The organism is Flavobacterium sp. FlaQc-57, assembly GCF_044007395.1.
GTDB lineage: Bacteria > Bacteroidota > Bacteroidia > Flavobacteriales > Flavobacteriaceae > Flavobacterium.
Map to the genome: position 1 here is coordinate 86,529 of NZ_JBIPDA010000008.1, position 21,727 is coordinate 108,255.

The 21,727-nt window shown below is 31.9% G+C and carries 20 protein-coding genes; all 20 read left to right on the forward strand.

The genetic code is table 11. From position 1 onward, the window contains the following. Positions 1-22: 22 nt before the first annotated feature. Positions 23-1,435 carry a UDP-glucose 6-dehydrogenase gene (locus ACHRVZ_RS20795; protein ID WP_395424944.1) on the forward strand — a complete coding sequence of 471 codons (1,413 nt, stop codon included), beginning with the start codon at positions 23-25 and terminating at the stop codon, positions 1,433-1,435. Positions 1,436-1,486: 51 nt separating this feature from the next. Next, positions 1,487-2,782 carry a polysaccharide biosynthesis protein gene (locus ACHRVZ_RS20800; protein WP_395424945.1) on the forward strand — a complete coding sequence of 432 codons (1,296 nt, stop codon included), beginning with the start codon at positions 1,487-1,489 and terminating at the stop codon, positions 2,780-2,782. A 1-nt stretch (position 2,783) separates the two neighbouring features. Further along, the gene (locus ACHRVZ_RS20805; protein WP_395424946.1) at positions 2,784-3,347 is read left to right on the forward strand and encodes an acyltransferase; all 564 of its coding nucleotides are present in this window, start codon (positions 2,784-2,786) and stop codon (positions 3,345-3,347) included. 3 nt (positions 3,348-3,350) lie between these two features. After that, positions 3,351-4,322 carry a hypothetical protein gene (locus ACHRVZ_RS20810; RefSeq protein ID WP_395424947.1) on the forward strand — a complete coding sequence of 324 codons (972 nt, stop codon included), beginning with the start codon at positions 3,351-3,353 and terminating at the stop codon, positions 4,320-4,322. Between the two features lie 45 nt (positions 4,323-4,367). Beyond that, positions 4,368-5,450, forward strand: a complete 1,083-nt coding sequence (locus tag ACHRVZ_RS20815; protein ID WP_395424948.1) for a hypothetical protein — start codon at positions 4,368-4,370, stop codon at positions 5,448-5,450. After that, a complete protein-coding gene (locus ACHRVZ_RS20820) occupies positions 5,447-6,688 on the forward strand; it encodes a glycosyltransferase family 4 protein (RefSeq protein WP_395424949.1) in 1,242 nt (413 codons plus the stop codon). Before ACHRVZ_RS20815 ends, ACHRVZ_RS20820 begins: the two co-directional genes overlap by 4 nt. A 25-nt stretch (positions 6,689-6,713) precedes the next feature. Continuing rightward, entirely contained in the window at positions 6,714-8,012 is a 1,299-nt protein-coding gene (locus tag ACHRVZ_RS20825; RefSeq protein ID WP_395424950.1) for a hypothetical protein, read from the forward strand. Then, positions 8,009-9,181: a glycosyltransferase gene (locus ACHRVZ_RS20830; protein WP_395424951.1), complete on the forward strand. Its 1,173-nt coding sequence runs from the start codon at positions 8,009-8,011 to the stop codon at positions 9,179-9,181. The genes ACHRVZ_RS20825 and ACHRVZ_RS20830 overlap by 4 nt, the downstream gene beginning before the upstream one ends. Beyond that, the gene (locus ACHRVZ_RS20835; RefSeq protein ID WP_395424952.1) at positions 9,178-10,254 is read left to right on the forward strand and encodes a glycosyltransferase; all 1,077 of its coding nucleotides are present in this window, start codon (positions 9,178-9,180) and stop codon (positions 10,252-10,254) included. The genes ACHRVZ_RS20830 and ACHRVZ_RS20835 overlap by 4 nt, the downstream gene beginning before the upstream one ends. Before the next feature lie 8 nt (positions 10,255-10,262). Then, entirely contained in the window at positions 10,263-10,802 is a 540-nt protein-coding gene (locus ACHRVZ_RS20840) for a putative colanic acid biosynthesis acetyltransferase (protein WP_395424953.1), read from the forward strand. Then, positions 10,795-11,613 carry a glycosyltransferase family 2 protein gene (locus ACHRVZ_RS20845; protein ID WP_395424954.1) on the forward strand — a complete coding sequence of 273 codons (819 nt, stop codon included), beginning with the start codon at positions 10,795-10,797 and terminating at the stop codon, positions 11,611-11,613. Before ACHRVZ_RS20840 ends, ACHRVZ_RS20845 begins: the two co-directional genes overlap by 8 nt. A gap of 87 nt (positions 11,614-11,700) precedes the next feature. Next, a complete protein-coding gene (locus ACHRVZ_RS20850; protein ID WP_395424955.1) occupies positions 11,701-12,582 on the forward strand; it encodes a glycosyltransferase family 8 protein in 882 nt (293 codons plus the stop codon). Between the two features lie 133 nt (positions 12,583-12,715). Beyond that, a complete protein-coding gene (locus ACHRVZ_RS20855; protein ID WP_395424956.1) occupies positions 12,716-13,660 on the forward strand; it encodes a UDP-glucuronic acid decarboxylase family protein in 945 nt (314 codons plus the stop codon). Between the two features lie 241 nt (positions 13,661-13,901). Beyond that, positions 13,902-14,648 carry a glycosyltransferase family 2 protein gene (locus tag ACHRVZ_RS20860; protein WP_395424957.1) on the forward strand — a complete coding sequence of 249 codons (747 nt, stop codon included), beginning with the start codon at positions 13,902-13,904 and terminating at the stop codon, positions 14,646-14,648. 241 nt (positions 14,649-14,889) lie between these two features. Next, positions 14,890-15,657 (forward strand): polysaccharide biosynthesis/export family protein, encoded by a 768-nt coding sequence (locus ACHRVZ_RS20865; RefSeq protein WP_395424958.1) that lies wholly within the window; start codon positions 14,890-14,892, stop codon positions 15,655-15,657. A 92-nt stretch (positions 15,658-15,749) separates the two neighbouring features. Further along, positions 15,750-18,089 (forward strand): GumC family protein, encoded by a 2,340-nt coding sequence (locus ACHRVZ_RS20870; protein WP_395424959.1) that lies wholly within the window; start codon positions 15,750-15,752, stop codon positions 18,087-18,089. Between the two features lie 39 nt (positions 18,090-18,128). After that, positions 18,129-18,545, forward strand: coding sequence for a VanZ family protein (locus tag ACHRVZ_RS20875; protein WP_395424960.1), 417 nt, complete (start codon positions 18,129-18,131; stop codon positions 18,543-18,545). Then, positions 18,529-19,929 carry an exopolysaccharide biosynthesis polyprenyl glycosylphosphotransferase gene (locus tag ACHRVZ_RS20880; RefSeq protein ID WP_395424961.1) on the forward strand — a complete coding sequence of 467 codons (1,401 nt, stop codon included), beginning with the start codon at positions 18,529-18,531 and terminating at the stop codon, positions 19,927-19,929. Before ACHRVZ_RS20875 ends, ACHRVZ_RS20880 begins: the two co-directional genes overlap by 17 nt. Before the next feature lie 82 nt (positions 19,930-20,011). Next, on the forward strand, positions 20,012-20,215 hold the full coding sequence (locus tag ACHRVZ_RS20885) for a hypothetical protein (RefSeq protein ID WP_395424962.1): 204 nt from the start codon (positions 20,012-20,014) through the stop codon (positions 20,213-20,215). A gap of 648 nt (positions 20,216-20,863) precedes the next feature. Next, positions 20,864-21,316, forward strand: a complete 453-nt coding sequence (locus tag ACHRVZ_RS20890; protein ID WP_395424963.1) for a hypothetical protein — start codon at positions 20,864-20,866, stop codon at positions 21,314-21,316. The last annotated feature ends 411 nt before the right edge of the window (positions 21,317-21,727 follow it).

A 21,727-nucleotide genomic window follows, 5' to 3' on the forward strand; every position in this document is an offset into this window, starting at 1 on the left:
TTTCTCAAGAAAAGATACATAAATGAAAATCAAAAATATTTGTTGTCTGGGGGCTGGTTATGTTGGTGGTCCAACAATGTCTGTTATCGCGTTGAAATGTCCGGAAATTAAAGTTAATGTTGTAGACTTAAATGAAAGCCGAATTTTAGCCTGGAATGACGAAAATTTGGATAATCTACCAGTTTATGAACCAGGACTTGCAGAAGTAGTTCGTGAGGCAAGAGGCCGTAATTTATTCTTTTCAACAGATGTAGAAAGTGCAATTGAAGCCGCCGATATGATTTTTATAGCAGTTAATACTCCTACAAAGAATTATGGAGAAGGCAAAGGAATGGCAGCAGATTTAAAATTTGTAGAGCTATGTGCCAGACAAATAGCAAGAATAGCCAAGAACGATAAAATAATAGTTGAAAAATCAACTCTTCCAGTTCGAACAGCCGAAACTTTACAGACTATTTTAGATCACGCTGGAAACGGTGTCAAATTTGAAGTACTTTCTAATCCGGAGTTTTTGGCAGAGGGAACAGCTATTAACGATTTACTTCACGCAGACCGTGTTTTAATTGGAGGAAAACAAACAGAAAATGGTCAAAAAGCAATTCAGGCATTAGTTGATATTTATGCGCATTGGTTGTCACCAAAACAAATTTTAACCACAAATGTGTGGTCATCAGAATTATCAAAATTAACAGCAAATGCATTTTTGGCACAAAGAATATCATCAATAAACGCATTGTCTGCATTATGTGAAGTTACTGAAGCAGATGTTGATGAGGTTGCCACTGCAATTGGAACTGACAGCAGAATTGGCTCTAAGTTTCTAAAAGCTTCTGTAGGTTTTGGAGGATCTTGTTTTCAAAAAGATATTTTGAACCTGGTTTATTTATGTCGCTATTTTAATTTAAATGAAGTCGCTAATTATTGGGAGCAGATTATTATTCTAAACGATTATCAAAAATATCGTTTTGCGAAGAAAATTATCACGTCACTTTTTAATACCGTTAGCGGAAAAAAAATAGCTTTTTTGGGTTGGGCATTCAAAAAAGACACTAATGATACTCGTGAGTCTGCCGCTATTTATGTTGCTGAACATCTAATTGAAGATGGAGCAGAAATTCACGTGTATGATCCCAAAGTTTCTGAAGAAAAAATTAAAGCCGATATGCGTGATTTATGGGAGTTAAAAGGGCTTACAGAACAGAAAATTGAATTAAAATTGAAGCAAATTTTCGTATATAAATTGCCTGTCGAAGCGCTCGATCAAGCGCATGCAGTTGCAGTTTTGACTGAATGGGATGAATTTAGAACTTACAATTGGAATTCGATTTATGCCAATATGTACAAACCAGCTTTTGTATTTGATGGACGTAACATCTTGGATGCTGAAAAATTAGCCGAAATTGGTTTTCAGATTAAAGGAATTGGAAAAGGTTAAACTTATCAATTTTAAAAAGGACATATTTTTTAATCGTTTTATTTCTATTTCTTGAAAAATATTTTAATAAAAGTCAAAGAGCATCCCAAGTACGACACGATAATAAACTGGGGGAAATTAATTTCGATAACCGGAAGTGCTCAAATTATTATACAAGCGCTAGGATTTGCTTCGGGAATTTTAATAATTCGTTTATTACCCGTTCAGGAATACGCCTTTTATACTTTGGCAAATACTATGTTAGGTACGATGACAGTACTTGCAGACGGTGGTATAACTACAGGAATTATGGCTCAAGGCGGAAAAGTGTGGGAAGATAAAGCAAGAATGGGAGTTGTTTTAGCGACAGGTTTAGATTTAAGAAAAAAGTTTGCACTGGCAAGCTTGTTAGTATCTGTACCAATTTTATTTTATCTTTTATTTCATAATGGCGCTAGTTGGGTTACATCTTTACTTATTGCGGCAGCAATGATTCCGGCCTTTTATGCCGCATTGTCTGATTCGTTGTTAGAAATTATTCCAAAACTAAATCAAACTATTTTACCTCTGCAAAGAAATCAAATTGAAGTTGGAATAGGAAGATTACTTTTATCAGGCTTAACAATGTTTATTTTTCCATGGGCTTTTGTAGCGGTTTTGGCTGCAGGAATACCAAGAATTTGGGGAAATATTGGTTTGAGAAAAATAGTTTACACTATGGCTGATAAAAAACAACAGCCAGATGTTGAAGTTAAAAAAGAAATACTAAATTTAGTTAAACGTATTTTACCTACGTCTATTTATTATTGCCTTTCAGGACAAATTACAATTTGGTTAATTTCTATATTTGGTAATGCAACTTCATTGGCACAATTGGGCGCTTTGAGCAGATTGAGTGTAATGCTATCTATTTTTAGTGCAATAATTACAACATTAGTTATTCCGCGTTTTGCAAAATTAACGTCGAATAAATATTTGTTACTGAAACGTTTCTTTCAAATAATGGGACTTCTAATAATTTTATTAAGTATAATTATTCTCATTGTTTATTTGTTTCCAACACCAATTCTATGGTTGCTTGGAGATGCATATAAAGGATTGCCATTTGAGTTATTGTTAAGTATTCTTAGTAGCTGCATTGGATTGTTAGGAGGAATTGTTTTTAATTTATACAGTTCGAGAGGTTGGGCAATGTCGCCAATCGCGCTAATTTTAATTAATTTATTAGCAATAATTGTGTCTGCCAGTCTATTAGATTTAACTAGCTTAAGAGGTGTTTTGTTTTTTAATATTGTTTTAGGATTAGTTGCCTTAATGCAAACCATTGTATTTTGTACATATAACATTCTTCTTGTAAAAAATGAATAGTATGAAGCATCCCAACAAATTAGCATTGATTTATAATAAAGTTGTTAGTATTGGTCATTCGCTATCATTTTTCGGTCTTAAAATTAGAGGATTACAAGGGGGCACCGACTCGAAAATTGAAAGTATCACGTGTAATTGGCCCAATAAATTAATTTTAGGTCGTGAATGTGAGATACAAAATGGAGTTGATTTTAGAATATGGCATCCTTTTAATGATAGCTCATATATAAAATTAGGCAATAAGGTCTTTATTGGACATGCTTGCGAATTTGTTTGCAATGAAAAAATTATAATTGGAAACAATTGTCTTATTGCAAGTAAAACAACCATAAATAATACAGGACACGAGTATAAAATTAATGCCAATATAAATCAGCAGCCAATTACAAGTGAAGCGATAATTTTAGAAGATGATGTCTGGATTGGAACTTCGTGCATAATACTACAAGGAGTTACAATTGGTACAGGCTCAATTGTTGCAGCTGGTTCAGTAGTGAATAAATCAATACCTGCAAATGAGGTTTGGGCAGGAGTACCCGCACGTTTCATAAAAAAAAGAATATAAGATATGATTTCAGCTGTTTGTACCTTATTTGAGGGGCATTACCATTATGGAGTTGCTACACTTTCTAATTCACTATATACGCAAGGATTTCGCGGAACTATTTACGTTGGTTATCGAGGATCATTACCAAATTGGATATTAAAAGGTAAAAAAGAATCGGTTGGTAAATGGAAAGAAGCTATCTCGGTCAGTCCTGTTGAAGGTATTCAACTTGTTTTTTTGCAATTAGCGACCACATACAGTCTCACAAATTATAAGCCAGACTTTATGCTGGAATTGTGGGAAGGCGCTGCGAAAGATGCAGATGCATTATTTTATTTTGATCCGGATATTGTAGTTATTGACTCCTGGAAATGTTTTGAACAATGGGTTGATTGTGGAGTAGCAGTTTGCGAAGATATTAATTCACCATTACAAGAATTTCACCCCCGCAGACACGGCTGGAGAAATTATTTTAAAAATTATGATATTGATTTACAATACAAAAATCAGATTTATGTAAATGGGGGTTTTGTCGGTTTAAGTAAAAAAAACATTTCTTTTTTAAAGTTATGGATCAAATTGCAAGAGAGCATGGGTGATGCAATAGGCGGACTTGATAAATCGATCTTTTTTAATCAGACTCATAATTCAACCATATTAAAAATGGAAGGATTTCAGTTTTTTGACAAATCAGATCAAGACGCATTAAATGCAACTATCGAAGCTTATGATGGAGCAATTAGCTATATAGGTAAAGACGGAATGGGGTTTATTCCCGGTGAAGCAACGATGATTCATGCTTTAGGAAGTTTAAAACCTTGGCGAATAAATCACTTTATAAGATTTTTTAAAGGAAGGATACCAAGAAGAGAAGATGTTGTTTATTGGGAAAATAGTAAAAGTCCAATCTTAGCACATTCCAGAGGAGAAATTAGAAAAAAACAAATGGCTATTAAAATTAGCAAGTTCTTAGGAAGGTTTTACAGAGTTTAAATCAAGACATGATTTACTTATAAATACAGTAAATAAAATCAAAAAATGAATATCCTTTTCATTTGTGGCTCTGCCGAAATAGGTAATGATGGAGTAGGTGATTACACTCGACGCTTATGTGGTGTTCTTATAAGATCCGGTCATAAAGCGCAGATTTTATCTTTATGTGATCATCAGGTTACTTTTTTTAAGAGTGAAAATCAAATCGTAGAAGAAACTGCTGTAATGGTACATAGAATACCAGTTTCAACAAATCATAATCAACGTTTAGTTTGGCTGCAAAGTGTTATAAACGATTTACAACCCAATTGGATTTCTTTACAATATGTGCCATACAGTTTTAACCCAAAGGGATTACCATTTTGGTTGCCGTCTTTTCTAAAGAAAATAAAAGGAAATCACAAATGGCATATTATGTTTCATGAATTGTGGCTTGGAATAGATGTTGAGTCTTCATTTAAACACAAATGTATTGGTGTAGTACAGCAGTTAATTGTAAAAAAAATAATTCGCAATACGAAGCCGCAGTTTGTTAATACGCAGAATAAATTATACCAGTTTTTTCTTCAGTCACATAATATTAATGCAGAACTCTTGCCAATTTGCGGTAACATACCGTTAACGGCAATTAGAACCAAAACGAATGAGTTTACTCAAGTTGTATTGTTTGGTACCATTCATCCGGGAGCGCTTTTTAAAGAATTTATTGATGATTTAGTAAGCTTTAAAAGCAAATTTGACAAACCGATAAAATTTGTTTTTGTAGGAAAAAATGGTGCAGAACTTTCTAATTATACAAATGTATTAGACCGTAAAGAGATACCTTATGAAGTAATGGGAATTCAATCTGAAACCGTAATTTCTCAAGTGCTGATTGATAGTGATTTTGGAATATCTACAACCCCTTATTTTCAGACAGAAAAAAGCGGTGTTTTTGCAGCATACAAAGAACATCAAATAAATACAATTTGCGTTTCACGCGAATGGACGCCGACAAAAGGACAGTATATTATACCGAATATTATAAAATACGAAAAAAATAATTTGAAATTAAACACCATAGCTGTTCAGGTTTTTGATTTGAATGGTTTGGCAAATCAGTTTATAAAATCAATATCCATCTCATGAAAATTCTTATTTCTCATCCTTCCGGAAATAGTAATGTACGCGCCATTGCAAATGGATTTTTAACTCAGGGATTATTATATCAATTTCATACTTCAATTGCCGTTTTTCCTAATAATTTTTGGCATAAAATTTCGAAATTAAAAGGTTTAGGAGACATAAGCAGGAGATCATTTGATTCTGGATTACAAGCTTATACAGAAGCTTATCCAGTAAAAGAATTAGGAAGAATGATTGCTTCCAAACTAAGTCTTAATTCTTTAACGAAATCAGAAACAGGTATTTTTTGTGTAGATAGAGTGTATCAAAATTTAGACAAAAAAATTTCAAAGAAACTTAAAAGTGCTAAAAAAAATGGGTTAACTGCCGTTTACGCTTATGAAGACGGTGCATTGGAAACATTTATGGCTGCAAAGAAATTAGGTTTAGAATGTATTTATGACTTGCCGATTGCGTATCACACACTTTTGCAAGAGTTGTTACATGAAGAAGCTCTTAGAAAATCAAGTTGGGCATTTACCTTAGGCGGTGGTATTAACGATAGTGATCAAAAATTAGAACGAAAAAAAAAGGAATTAGAATTGGCTGATACAATTGTGGTTGCAAGTGATTTTGTACGTCAATCTTTGCCTAAATGGGCAAATGAAAAAAAGATTATCCAATCGCCTTTTGGAACACCTTTTTCATCAAATCAATTTGAGTTGGAGGAAAAGAATAATAATAAAAAATTAAGAATTTTGTTTGTAGGTTCAATGACTCAGCGCAAAGGTTTAGCTGATTTATTTGACGCAATGCAATTAGTAGACCCTTCAAAAGTTGAATTAGTAGTTTTAGGTTCATTGGCTGCACCGCTTTCCTTTTATTCTGATCAAATAAAGTTTACTTATGAACCTACGCGTTCACATGACAAAGTTTTGGAATTGATGAGATCTTGTGATGTTTTTTGCCTTCCTTCTATTGTCGAAGGCAGAGCTTTAGTTATTCAGGAAGCAATGAGCCAGGGTTTGCCAATAATTATTACAGCAAATACAGGTGCAGAAGATTTAATAGTAGATGAAGAAACAGGTTTTTTGGTTCCAATTAGAAATCCTGAAGCTATTGCAGAAAAAATAAATTGGTTTTTAACCAATAGAAGTAAAATTTTTCAAATGGGTAAAAAGGCCAAACAACTAGCTGATACATACAGTTGGGATAGTTATGCAAATAAAATTTGCAGTGTTTTAAGTTCTAAAGATAATTAAAGTTTAAAAGAGTAATAAGTTATAAATGAAAGATAATGCTGCAAAAATTGAAAATTATAAGTCTATAAAAACAGCTATTTGGTTGTATTTTTTCTTGTGGATTTTTGAAGGAGCTTTACGTAAATGGGTTTTGCCAAGTTTGGCTACTCCATTGTTAATCGTGCGTGATCCTGTAGCGATATATATAATCATAAGAGCAATTTATTTGAACGTAAAATTTTTAAATGGATATGTCGTTTGTGGTTCTATCATTACACTTTTAGCATTAATTGTAACACTTACTTTTGGTCACGGTAACTTATTTGTGGGCTTATATGGTGCGCGTATAATGCTGATTCATTTTCCTTTAATTTTTATCATTGGCGCCGTTTTAAATAAATCAGATGTTTTAAAAATAGGTTATGCGTTATTAGCGGCAAATATATTGATGACTTTAATTGTTTATTTACAATTTATTAGTCCGCAGTCAGCATTTATAAATGTAGGCTTAGGAGGTGAAGGAAGTGCTGGTTTTTCTGGCGCAATGGGATATTTTAGACCTCCTGGTACTTTTTCATTTATTATCGGATTGGCATCTTTTTACATCTTAGTTTCTGTGTTTATCTTTTATTTTTGGATCTCAAAAGAGCCGGTTTCTAAGGTTTTACTTTATGCTAGTACATTAGCTTTAATATTCAGTTTGCCATTAACAGTAAGTAGAACTGCTGTTGGAGGGGTTGCATTAGTAGGAGTCTTTGCTTTTATTGGTTCGGCTTCTAGTTTTAAAAAGTTATTCAAGATCGCTTTGACCATTTTCGTATTGTTTTTTCTATTTACGATTTTACAAAAGACAACATCAGTTTTTAATTTAGGAACCGAAGTTTTTATGAGTAGGGTAGACACCGCAAGTGGTCAAAGTGGTAGTTTCGAACAATCTTTCTTCTCACGACTTTTTGAAGACTTTAGAAGACCAATAGCAAATTTATTTAAGTCACCTTTATTTGTTGGTAAATTAGGAATGGGGACCAACGCAGGAGCACAAATGTTGTCTGGCAGTAGTTCTTTTTTAATTGCGGAAGATGAATTGGGAAGGGTTGGAGGAGAACAAGGACTTATTTTAGGCGGCGGACTTATTCTTTTAAGATTATTTCTGGCAATAAATTTATTTTTCAAATCAATAAAATTACCAAAAGAAGACAAATTGTTACCCATCACATTTTGTGGTACCGCTTTGTATTTAATTATTCTTGGGCAGTGGGCTCAGCCTAGTATGTTAGGCTGTTCTGTTATTACAGTTGGTCTTTTAGTGGCAAGTATAAATATGAATGTGAAAAAAGAGCAATGAAAATAGTATTGTTTACTCATCCTCCTTTTTTAGCTCATAAAAGCATGCCTCGTTTTGCCCAGATGATTATGGCAGGAATGGAACAAAAAGGACATGAGGTAGTCGTATGGAGTCCAAAAGCTGTTTTCTTTAAATTCTCTCTGAATCAAACGATTCTCGAAAAATGGTTGGGTTATCTGGATCAGTTTTTTGTTTTTCCAATTGAAGTGAAGTTTCGATTGTTTAATTGTAGTAAAGAAACGTTGTTTGTTTTCTCTGATAATGCTTTAGGTCCGTGGGTGCCATTGGTCAGTAAAAGATATCATGTGGTACATTGTCACGATTTTTTGGCACAACAATCAGCTCTTGGTTTATTGCAGGAGAATAAAACTGGAATTACCGGAAAATATTATCAAAAGTTTATTGTTTGGGGGTATCGAAAAGCAAGAAATTTTATACCAATTTCTAAAAAAACGCAAGCCGATTTACATTTTCTGTTAAACAAAACGCCAAAATTATCCAGAGTAGTTTATAACGGCCTAAATCAAAATTTTGAGCCTGCAAACGATTGTAAAGCGATTAGAGAAATAGTATCTAATAAATATAATATTGATTTATCTAAAGGATATATTCTACATGTTGGAGGTAATGCTTTTTATAAAAACAAATTAGGAGTACTTGAAATTTATGATCAATGGGCCAAAGATTCTGAAATAAAAGTACCGTTGATTTTGGCCGGAGAGCCACCTGCAGAAGAAATGATCACTTTTAAGGAAAAATCAATAGCATCAGATTCAATACATTTTATAAATGATATTGACGATTTACAGTTACAGCAATTTTATCAAGGTGCTTCTGTTATGCTTTTCCCATCCTTGTATGAAGGCTTTGGCTGGCCAATAGTCGAAGCAATGGCTTCAGGAAGTTTGGTTATTACAACAGATGAAGATCCGATGAAAGAAGTAGCCGGCGATGCAGGTTTCTATATTCCTAAAAAACCTAATGATTTAGAAAAACTCTTAGAATGGAAAATAACTGCGGCCAAAGAATTAGAAAGAGTCATGCATTTTACTCCTGAAGAACGTAGAAATGCGGTATCAAAATCAATTTCGCGTTCAAAAGAATTTTCAGCCCAGGGTTTTGTTGATTCAATAGAAGCCATTTACCAAGAAATTTTACAAGACAAATGAAAGTTGTTCATTATATAGCAAGTATTGATAAAAGTAGTGGTGGAACCACAGAATATATGCGGTTGCTGAGTAATGCATTAAATAAAGATACTTCTTTAATAATCGCAACAGGAATTTCTAGGCAGCCAATAAGTATAGATGGAGTTTCGATAAACTTTTTTGATTGCAGCATGTTGCGATGGTTTTCTTTACTTAAGGAATTTCGTGTTTTCCTCGAAAATGAAAAACCAGATATTGTACACATTAATGGAATTTGGACTCCTCAAAATTGGGGTTTTCAAAAAGTAGCTCAGGAATTAAAAATAAAAGTTGTTTTATCTCCGCACGGTATGTTAGAATCATGGATAATACAACACAACCCTTTGAAGAAAAAAATTGCACTTTTCTTATTCCAGAATAATGCAATTAGAAAAGTAGATCATATTCATGCGACTGCTCAAATGGAGAAAGACAGCATTAGAAAATTAAATTTCAGTAATAGCATTACAATTATACCAAATGGTATCGATATGAACGATGTAAAAGGAATTAAGGAACATTACGGAACAAAAAAAATGGTCTTTTTGTCCCGTATTCATCCCAAGAAAGGGATTGAAATATTGTTAGAAGCCTGGCGCAATTGTGACACCAAAGGCTGGACTTTGGAAATTGCAGGCAATGGCGATGAAAATTATATAGCAAACCTCAATCAAAGTGCCCAAGACTTAAATAATGTTCATTTTGTGGGGGCTAAGTACGGTAAAGAAAAGTGGGATTTTTTGCGATCTGCAGATGTAATGGTATTGCCTACGCATAGCGAAAATTTTGGAATTGTAGTCGCAGAAGCTTTGGCTTTAGGTGTTCCGGTAATAACAACTCATGGCACACCGTGGGAAGATTTAGAAACATATGAATGTGGCTGGTGGTTTGATCTGACTGTTTCAAATCTTGAAAAAGTAATTTACAAAGCATTGAATACCTCTGCTGAAGAATTGGAAAATATGGGAAACAAGGGAAGAAAACTTGTTTCAGAAAAATACGAAATTAATACTGTAGCAAATAAGATAATCGAATTGTATAAAACACTTAACTAATTATCATTTTGGATTTATCTACTTACAGTCATTCTTTTAGTTTGAAAAATAAAATTTCAAGATTGATTTGGAATTTTGCTCGATTAATTTTATTTCGCCCATTTGCCTCTCGGTTATTTAAAAAATGGAGGGTTTTTATACTAAAATGTTTTGGAGCAAAAATAGAATGGTCTTCTCATGTGTATGCTTCGGTAAAAATATGGGCGCCTTGGAATTTAGAAATAGGCAAAAATTCCAGCTTAGGACCTAAGGTTGATTGTTATAATCAAGGAAAAATAACCATCGCTGATAATACTATAATTTCACAAAAAGCCTATTTATGCGCATCTACTCATGATTATACACAAAAAGATTTTCCCCTAATCTTAAAACCAATCACGATTGGAAGTGGAGTATGGATCGCGGCTGAAGCTTTTATAGCACCCGGAATATCTATAGAAAATCATGCAGTTATAGCAGCACGTGCTGTTGTCATTAAAAATGTCGAGAAAAATACCATAGTGGGAGGTAATCCTGCCAAATTTATAAAAACTAGAAGCTTTGAATAAAATTCCAATTACTGTAATCGTTTCTGTCAAAAACGAAGCTTTGAATTTGCCATCTTGTTTGGATAAATTAAAGCGATTTGACCAAATAATAGTAGTAGATTCTGGAAGTACAGATGATACTACAATTATTGCAGCTGCTATGGGCGCCGAAGTTTTGCAATTTCAATGGAATGGTAAATTTCCTAAAAAAAGAAATTGGGCACTTCAAAATGCAAACCTTCGTCACGAATGGATTTTGTTTTTAGATGCAGATGAATTTGTAACTGAAGAATTTGTGAATGAAGTGGCAACCAAAACTCTAGATCCTAATTATAACGGTTTCACAATACAGTTTGAAAACTACTTTATGGGCAGAAAGCTCAAATATGGTTATGGATTTCAAAAGTCGGCTCTTTTTAAGAAATCAAAAGGAGCATATGAAAAAATCGACGAAGATTTGTGGAGTCATTTAGATATGGAAGTTCATGAACATCCTATTATCGAAGGTAAAGTTGGAGTTATTAAAGCGAAAGTTGTTCATAAAGATTTTAAAAATTTAGAACATTATATCGACAAACACAATGCTTACTCTACTTGGGAAGCTAAAAGGTTTTTGCAACTTAAAGAATCTAAAAATGCGCATTTGTCATTAAATCAAAAGATTAAATATGGCCTTCTTAATACCGGTTTACTTCCTATGGTTTATTTTGTAGGTGCCTATTTTTTTAAATTGGGATTTTTAGATGGTAAACAAGGATTTTATTTGGCCCGTTTTAAAGCACATTATTTTTTTCAAATACAGACTAAGGTTGGTTCATTAAAGGCCAGATAGTAAAAGGCATAAAACTTCATAGAGTAGTTTAAACTATTGCAATTAGAAGTGAAAACAATTTAGACGATAATTAAATTAAGAAAAAGTATGAATATAGCTTTTAACATCAATAGATTAGCAATGGTAGGTCTTGGAGTAACCTTAAATTCTTTATTAAAAAATTGTTCTGACCCACAAAAATTAAATATTTATATTTTATGTGCAGACCTAAATCATGATGACAAAGAAAATATTTATAAATTACTTAAGCGTTATGGTTTAATCAAAATAGAGTTAATTGACTTTAATGCTAAAGAGCATTTTGGAACATTTAGTTCTTTACAAGGAGATTTGACGAACTATGGAAGATTGCTGTTACAAGATTATATTCTGGATGAAAAAGTGCTGTATTTAGATGCAGATCTTGTTGTTGAATTAGATGTATTGTCTTTAGAAAATTTTGATTTTCAAGGAAAAGCGATCGCAGCAGTAAATGCAGGAGAACTGCGCTTTGCACTTGATTATTCTTTTTTAAACAATGATATCGGATTAGATCTTGATTTACCAGTATTCAATTCAGGTATAGTCTTATTCAACTTGAAAATGTGGCGTGAAAAAGATATTAAGAGTCAGTGTCTGACTTTTGGACAAAAATATTCTACTAAATTAATATCACACGATCAGACAATATTGAATGCATTATTCGCAGGAAATTTTGCTTATTTACCAGATGAGTTTAATCTTCCTTGGTATGCACATATTAATAAACCGGTTAGTAAAAAAGCAATTTTACATTTTGTCGGTTCTCCTAAACCTTGGGATTTATTTGGAAGATATTTTCATAAAGGATTTTCAGTCTGGAAAAGTTACCTGGATACCTTTTGGAAAAAAGCATATTACAACTACAATTACAATGATTTTTTAAGAGCATGGCACATACGAAGATCATACGCGAGAACATTGATGGTAAAGATTAAATCAAATAACTAGAAATCGCCGCACTATAAACCATAATTTTTTACTGTTTAGATTGGGATTTATTATAAAAGTTGCATTTAGTCGAAGTAAACGATTGTTTCTTTTATCTCAAAATGAATAGGATAAAAACTTTATACAAAAGAAAATGAAAAGAATATTGATAACTGGCGGAGCTGGATTTGTTGGATCACATTTATGCAAGCGATTATTGAATGAAGGCAACGAAGTTATTTGTCTGGACAATTATTTTACAGGTGCCAAATCTAATATTATTGATTTATTGGATAATCCTTATTTTGAAATGGTCCGACACGACATTACAGAATCGTATTATGCTGAGGTCGATGAGATTTACAATTTAGCTTGTCCCGCATCGCCCGTGCATTACCAATACAATCCGATAAAAACGATTAAAACCTCAGTAATGGGAGCAATCAATGTACTTGGGTTGGCAAAACGTGTAAATGCTAAAGTATTACAGGCGAGTACGAGTGAGGTATATGGTGACCCACTTGTACATCCTCAACCCGAAACTTATTGGGGACACGTAAATCCAATAGGAATTCGATCGTGTTATGATGAAGGTAAACGTTGTGCCGAGACTTTATTTATGGATTACCACAATCAAAATAAGGTTGCCATAAAAATCATCCGAATTTTTAATACCTATGGTCCAAATATGAATCCTGCTGACGGGAGAGTAGTATCTAATTTTATTGTACAAGCTTTAAAGGGAAAAGATATTACAATTTTTGGAGACGGTTTGCAAACCCGTTCTTTTCAATATGTTGATGATTTAGTCGAAGGTATGATTAGAATGATGGGTTCGGGACCTGATTTTTTAGGACCTGTGAATTTGGGTAATCCCAATGAATTTACAATGCTCGAATTGGCTCAGACAATTATAGAATTGACGGAATCTAAATCAAAAATTATTCATATGGATCTGCCTCAAGATGATCCAAAACAAAGACAGCCAGATATTTCTTTGGCAAAAAGTAAACTTAGTGGCTGGGAACCTAAAATACAACTACGTGAAGGTTTGGTTACTACAATTAATTATTTTGACAAACTATTGTTAAATCAATAGCAGACTTCTTTTTTACAAAACACACTATTTAGTCCAACTGTTTTTTCTCTCTCAATTTCCTAATTAAGGAAACAGATTTTTGCGCACCATACTTTCAAGCCTCTTTTTTTGTGCTTTTAACGAGTATTGTGGTGCTTCATCGAGAACATTTTTTAGTCAAAAACCTTTGTTTTATTTTTAACTTATAAATGTGAAAAACAGTACACTATGAAGAATATTTATAATTTAAAAAATAACTATTATGAGAGTTACTATTATCACAGTATGCTACAATCGAAAAAATACAATTGAAAAAGCCATCAAAAGTGTATTAGAACAAAATCATGATAATATTGAATATATTATTGTTGATGGAAATTCTACAGATGGAACAAAAGAAATTATTGAGTCATACAAAGACAAGATAAGCCAATACATTTCAGAACCTGATAAAGGGATGTACGATGCTATAAACAAAGGATTAAAATTAGCCACCGGAGATGTTATTGGTTTAATGCATTCTGACGATGAGTTTTATGATAAAAATGCCGTTTCTAGAATTGCATCACGTTTTAATTTTGACCCCAATTTAGACGGAGTTTACGGTGATGGAGTTTATGTTTCAAATGACAAATATGAACGCTTGATTCGAAATAGAATTGGAGGTGTTTTTAGTCTAAAAAGAATTAAAGAAGGTTGGCTGCCATTGCATCCTACAGTATACCTGAAAAAAAGCATTATTGATAAAAATGGCCTATATAATCTTGATTTTAAAATTGCATCAGATACTGAATTTTTGCTTCGCTATTTGTACAAGTATAAAATTAAAATGGGTTATATCAATGAATATATAGTCAAAATGAGAATGGGAGGAATGAGTACCAGTTTTACACGTGCTTTTGAGGTTTTAAAAGAAGACTATAGAATTTACAAATTTCACGGTTTAGCGGCAATTGTAATTGTCTTTCTTAAAAAAACTATTGCTTTAAGACAGTATATAGTTCATTAATGTGAGAAATATAATTATTAATTTATTTGCTTTTAGAGCTTTAAAATAATTGCAAAATTGCTGGTAAATTCGAGATTAAGACATCTTATTCAAGACAAAAATTAAAGGAAAAAATATTGCAAATAGAAAGATTGAATGCCATTTTAGTGAAGATAGAGGAGATTATTGAGTGCTAAATAGGTTTCATTTTATTTCAAAAGAATTTAAAGTAATTACAATACTAATATATACCATAATAAACATGAAGAAAATATTCCTTTCAATAATTTTGTTGTCTTTATTGATGCTAGAATCTTGTACTACCAAGAAACAAATGTTGTATTTGCAAGATTTAGACAGGTATACAAATACGACCGTAAATTATACTTCTCCTATGATACAGCCTAACGATATCTTAAAAATTGATGTTGGGGATCTTAATCCGATAGTAGCGGCACCTTTTAATAATAATAGCGGATCGACTACGGCACAAAACTCGGTAGAAATGATGAAATTATCCGGTTATTTAGTTAATCCTCAAGGAACCATAATGATGCCGATTTTGAATGAAGTTAAAGTAGGAGGACTAACTCCGGCAAATGCAGAAACCAAAATAAAAGAGCGTCTGATAAATGAAAATTATTTAGTAAATCCTACCGTACAGGTTCGAGTCCTCAATAATAAATTTACCATTTTAGGAGAAGTAAACTCTCCTGGTGTAATTTCCTTTACTGAAGAGTCTATCAGCTTGTTAGATGCAATAGGACTGGCAAGAGATTTAACCTATTCAGCAGTTCGAAAAGATGTCGTGCTGATTAGAGAAGTAGACGGAAAACGCTTAGTTTATCATGTTGACTTAACTACGGCCGCATGGATGTCTAATCCAATTTATCGAATAAGACAAAATGATGTTATTGTTGTAACGCCTAATAAACTAAAAGTAAATAGTGGAGGTTTAATCAAAGATCCAATACAAGTATTGGGTATAACAGCTTCTCTTGCAGCAGTAATTTTACTGATTTTAAAATAGTAAACAGTAAAGAGAGTATATAATAGTTTAACAATAGATTTAAAATACACTTATTGCTATTAATGCGACTGTATCAAATTAATTAAATAGTTATGGATTTAAAAAAAGAATTTTTAAAGTATTTTCAATACTGGCCTTGGTTTTTACTTAGCTTAATTTTGTTTATGAGTGCTGCTTTTGTTTTTATCAAAGTAGTTCCTTCAACATACGAAACTTCAGCTTCGATCTTTATTGACAAAAAACAAGAAGATAAAACAAAAATCATTACAATCAGTACAGATAAAAAAAGCAGTGAAGATAATTTAGAAGATGAAATCAGATTAATGACCTCTAACGAATTTTTGTTAGGCGTTGTAAAGAATTTGAATTTAAATTTCAGCTATTTTGAGAAACTATATACAGTACAAAATAATTACGTGAACGAAGTTCCTTTTGTTTTAATACCTACAGTTTCTAAAGATTCGTTACCGCAAGTTTCTTATGAAATTAGAATCGATCAGAACGGATTTACTATAACCGATCCGGATACAGAAAAGATTTTTAATGTAAAAGGATATGACGGAAAAGAAGAAGTATATGGCTTACCTTTTAAAATTAGATTATCTGCAAAAGCAAAGAAAAAACCATCCTACTATTTTGAGAATGAGTATAAAGTAAGTCTTGCACCAACAAGCGAAGCCTTAAAAAACCTGAAAGCTTCACTTATTGTTTTATCAGATGAAAATGCAAAAGGAGTAATAGAATTGAAACACATTAGTTCGAGTCCTGATCGTTCAAGAAAAATATTAAACGAAATCATCGTATTACTTGATAAAAACATTGTTGTCAATAAGCAAAAAGTCTATAGCAATACCGTTTCTTATTTAAATCAAAGAATAAAAAATTTCAGCAAAGAAAAAGACTCGATCGAAAGTGTAAAAGAAAAGTATTTGCAAAATAATGACATAGCAGTATTAGACAACTATATTGTCGAAAAAACAGCCGATAGAAGTCAAAAAAAGGAAAGCTCTTTACTCAATGAAAAACAATTATCGCTTGCAAGTTTTGCGATTAACGATATAAAACAATCTGGTCCAACCCAAACTTTAGGCACAGATTATAATCTGGAATCTCCAACTGTCAATCAAATGCTTGTAAATTATAATGCAAGACTTATGGATAGTCAATTGATTTTACAAAGAGCGCAGAGTAATAATCCTGCATACATTACTTTAATGACGCAATTAAAAGTTCAAAAGCAAGAAATATTAAATACTCTGGAAGGATATTTAAACTTCTTGAATCAGAATAGTTTATCAAATAGATCTGAGCAAAGTATTGCCGATGCAAAAGTTAAAAGCATACCGACAAAAGATAAAGTTTTGGGTAATATCAACAGTAATCTTACTACAAAAGAAGAAACTTATGTAGCATTATTACAAAAGAAAGAAGAAGCTGTTTTGAATGGAGCGATTTTAGAATCAAATTTAAAGACTCTAAATGCACCTGAGACCAATTATTCGGCAATTTTCCCACAGCCAAAAGCATTTATGTTAGGAGCGTTTATGTTTGGTTTATTGCTTCCTTTTGGAGTTACATATGTTCGTTTGTATTTGGATACCAAAATTCATAACGAAGAAGATATTCAGGATGTAATTAAGGATATTCCTATTTTAGGACATATTCCTAAAATAAACAGCAACGAAAAATTAGACAACACCGCTACTTCACATTCTTTGATAGCAGAGGCATCACGGGCGTTAGTCTCAAATATATCCTACTTATTGCCCAGAAACAAAGAAAATAAAGGAAGCGTTGTATTGTTTACTTCGTCTATCCAGGGGGAAGGAAAATCATTTTGTGCTTTTCACAATGCCATAACAATTAGTAATCAAAATAAAAAAGTACTGTTAATTGGTGTCGATTTAAGAAAACCTCAATTACATGGTTATTTCAATGTAAATAGAAATGAGTTAGGCCTTTCTAATTTCTTAGCAAATAAAAGTGATGACTGGAAAGAATTTGTACATAAAGACAATAATTTTTCTAAAAATCTGGATGTTTTATTCGCTGGAGATCCACCTCCAAATCCGTCTCAATTAATAACCAATTCTAATTTTGAAGCATTAATTGAAGAGGCAAAAACTATTTATGATTATATAATATTAGATAGTGCTCCGGTTCAAATCGTATCAGATACACTCAATTTTAGTTACTTGGCAGATGTGACAGTATTTATTGTAAAATACGATTATACAGACAAGAGTAATTTAACTCAGGTAAGTAATTTTATTAAAAAAGAACAATTAAAAAATGTTGGTATTCTTATAAACGGAGTAAACATGAAAACAGCTTATGGATACGGTTATGGCGTAAGTTACGGGTATCAGTATCAAGAGGTGAAAGCAAAAAGGCCTTGGTATAAAAGAACGCTAAGTGTCAAAGAAGCCTAAGTGGTATAAAGCACATTTAATAAAATAAAAGAATATAAAATGTTTCACAAAATCGTTCTATTGCTATTGCTTTTCATTATAGGTGTCGTTTTTTATTTTTCGTGGCTGTCAGATCCTAGTTTTTCTAGTGAAACTTATTTGCCAAGTTGGCTTTTAAAATGGAGTAATCATTATTACAATTTGCGTACAGCTGTTCCTTTTTTAGGTTTAGGTTTTCTACTGGAAATTTACACAGAACGCAATGATTCAAATGAAACAAGTACTAACAAAAAATTGAATTTGATACAAAATATAGTTTTTGCAGCAATAATTGTTTGCGTAGCAGAAGGAGGACAATTTGTAATTCAAAAAAGAAGCCCGGATTTTATGGATATTTTTTATGGAATTGTTGGAAGTATAATAGGAGCATTAAGTTACAATCTATTGAAAAAATTAAAGAATGCGAAACAGACATAAATTTACGTTCATAATGTGCTGTGCTATTGTAGATATGATTGCGATGGTCTTTGGTACAATGCTATTTTTGAATTTTGCAATTGAAGAAAATATTGGTTGGAATGCTTTGTTTCTAAATAAAATGATTCCGATTACAATTTTAATCTGGTTATTTTCAGTTACTTATTTTCAATTGTATCGGGTAGATGTTCTTTTTAGTTTAGATGAATTTTTTAGAAATAGCTGGCGAGCTTTTTTTACACAAAGAATATTATGGCATAGTTATATTTTTATTTTTCAGGATGACGTCTTGTATTTCTTTGGGAGTAAGGCTAATTTGATTCAATTGAGTTTTTTGCTGTCCTATTTTTTGCTATCCAGAATTTTGTTTACTGTAGTAATAGGAAAAATAAAAGGGTGGGTTTTCAAGCAATATACAGTTGCAATTTGGGGATTTAATAAAACGAGTATCGAACTGGCATCTCATCTAGAAAACAATTCTTTTTTTATAAATTTTGTAGGTATTCTTAATGAAAATTCGTCTGAGGAATATACATGTAATGAAGACTTTAGTTTAGCACTTTGTGAGGCAATTCATAGTGCCTCTGAAGATGATATAAACGAATTATATATAGTTTCTAAACCTGATTTTATTTCAGATTTGAATTATTTCTTTGAGCTTGGCGATAAACGTTGTATGCGTTTAAAATTTGTACCGGATTTTTCGTCGATTTCAAAAAAACATTTTAACTCAAGTCATTTAAATAATTTTCATGTTATTAAGCCCCGTTTTGAGCCGCTACAGAATGCTTATAATCGATTAATTAAGAGAATATTCGATCTTGTTTTTAGCATTCTGGTTATTGTTTTCATTTTGTCCTGGTTATATCCTTTATTAGCTTTTCTGATTAAAAAACAAAGCAAAGGACCAGTTTTATTCAAACAAATGAGAACTGGAAAGAAGAATCAGCAGTTTTGGTGTTATAAATTTCGAAGCATGTATGTAAATGTAGGCGATGAAAGCCAGCAAGCGCAAAAAGGAGATAGCCGAATCACACCAATTGGACAATTTATTCGTCGCACCAGTTTAGACGAAATGCCACAATTTTTTAATGTTTTGATAGGAAATATGAGTGTAGTAGGACCACGCCCTCACATGATTAAACATACATCAGACTACAATGGACATATTAATAATTTTATGGTTCGTCATTTTGTTAAACCCGGTATTACAGGTCTGGCTCAGGTTTCGGGTCTGCGTGGAGAAACCAAAAAAGTATCTGACATGAAGCGCCGTGTTACAACCGACATCGAATATGTTCAGCGCTGGAGTTTAATTAAGGATATTAAAATTTGCTTCTTAACAGTCATTGTTACCTTAAAAGGAGATAAAAATGCTTTTTAAATAATAATCAAATAAAATCAACAATAAATCAACAGAAAATCAATAAAACCAACAACAAACCCAACAATAAACTAATACAATCATGGACATTACAAATTACCTTATTGGTTTGCTCACAGGCGTTTCTGTGACAACCTTTTTTATTGGAAAAGAATGGTATAAATATTATACTAAATACACTATCCAACAGAAACAGCTTGATCGAGTTCTAAAATTGAACGATAAAATTAAAAAAATTAAACACTACAGTCCGACAGAAAACCAAAACATGAATGTTGGAGTTTAGGATTGTTTTATTAACTGTTTTTAATTTCTACTAAGGCACTTTCATCTGGTCTAAATTGACCATGGTCAAAAATGAGACGATTTTACAATTAAAATTAGATAATAATGAGCTCGATACAGTATCGAGCTCATTCCTTATTAATAATAAATTAATGACTGTTGTGCATTTTTCATTGTATTTACAGTCTTAATTTTTTTTTCCTGCGGCTATTTTGTACAATTCTAATTTCTGGATTTGTATAAAAATTTTTACCCAAAAAAAGAATTGCAGCAGCGTTGGATGATTAATAACAATTTTCTTTTTTGTTAGAATAATTCCTTTATGTATTAAGTATTTATCTGTTTGACTATCTTTTTTAAAAGTACAAATAGATACATCTAACCTTCTTTATACAACTTATTAAAGCTTCCAAATCTTAGTTGCAGCTTAACCCTTTACAGGTTTGAGCTTTTTGTTTATAAGCCCTTTTGCTTCTTTTTCATTTGTCATTTTTCAAATAAATTGACTAAAATGAATAGGAAGTAATTATTGTATTATTTCAATTAAGCTCCCAATATCAATATATATGGGACTCTATTTTGTTATAAAGAATGTTTTTATGTTATTAAAGTGTAGACTATTATTAAAGGATAAATACGATTTTAAGAGATGGATAGAAAAGAAAAAGTTTTAGTTCGCGATAATAGGGGGACTTTTTTGAAAATGTTTAAACGAAAGTTCAAAGATGAATTTGAATTTTCGGAGGATTATTTTTTGCTGAAAAATGACTATAAAGCTAGTGGTTTTGACCATTCTGTATTTGTAGTTTATGAATATTCAGAATTGATAGATTTTTTTGAATTAGACGCTATAAATACAAATTTTATGGTTTGCTTGTTTAATAAGCATCTCTATAATAGTTTGTCCAGAATAGAAGAAATCAAAGATTTAATTTTAATAGATGCTTCAAAAAGTAAGACAGAAATTTTTGAGGATTTGAAATTATGTTTCAAAAAATCATCAAGTATAATTCCAAAATTAGCAAAGAAGAAATTCATAAAATCAAAAACACCTATAAAGCAACTTGAAATACTTCAAAGAGCCTTATATTTTATGATGTAGCAATATATATGATACAATTGTAAGCGCATTTATTACACGACTATATCAAATAAAAGTATTATGCTTCATATGTCGGTGACGAATGTGAAAGTAGTGAGAGATTTGAGGTCTAGTAATTATACGCAATTGCGATGTGGTCGGAGGTTATGGTTTATGAGCCAATTGGAGGGGAAATGACTATTTGGCTATTGAAGGAGCTCCTGAAACTTAGAATTTAAATATCATATTCCGCTTGCGATGGACATGAGGCAGAGTTTAATGTTAAAATCTGCTCATCCTGTAAATTATGACGAGCTTATGAATTATTGGGAAGAAAAAGCCAAGACGCAAAGTAAAAAATAATTACTCCTTATATATAAGGGTAAATTCATTTAGTAACCCGACAGGTTTTTAAAACTTGTCGGGTTTATT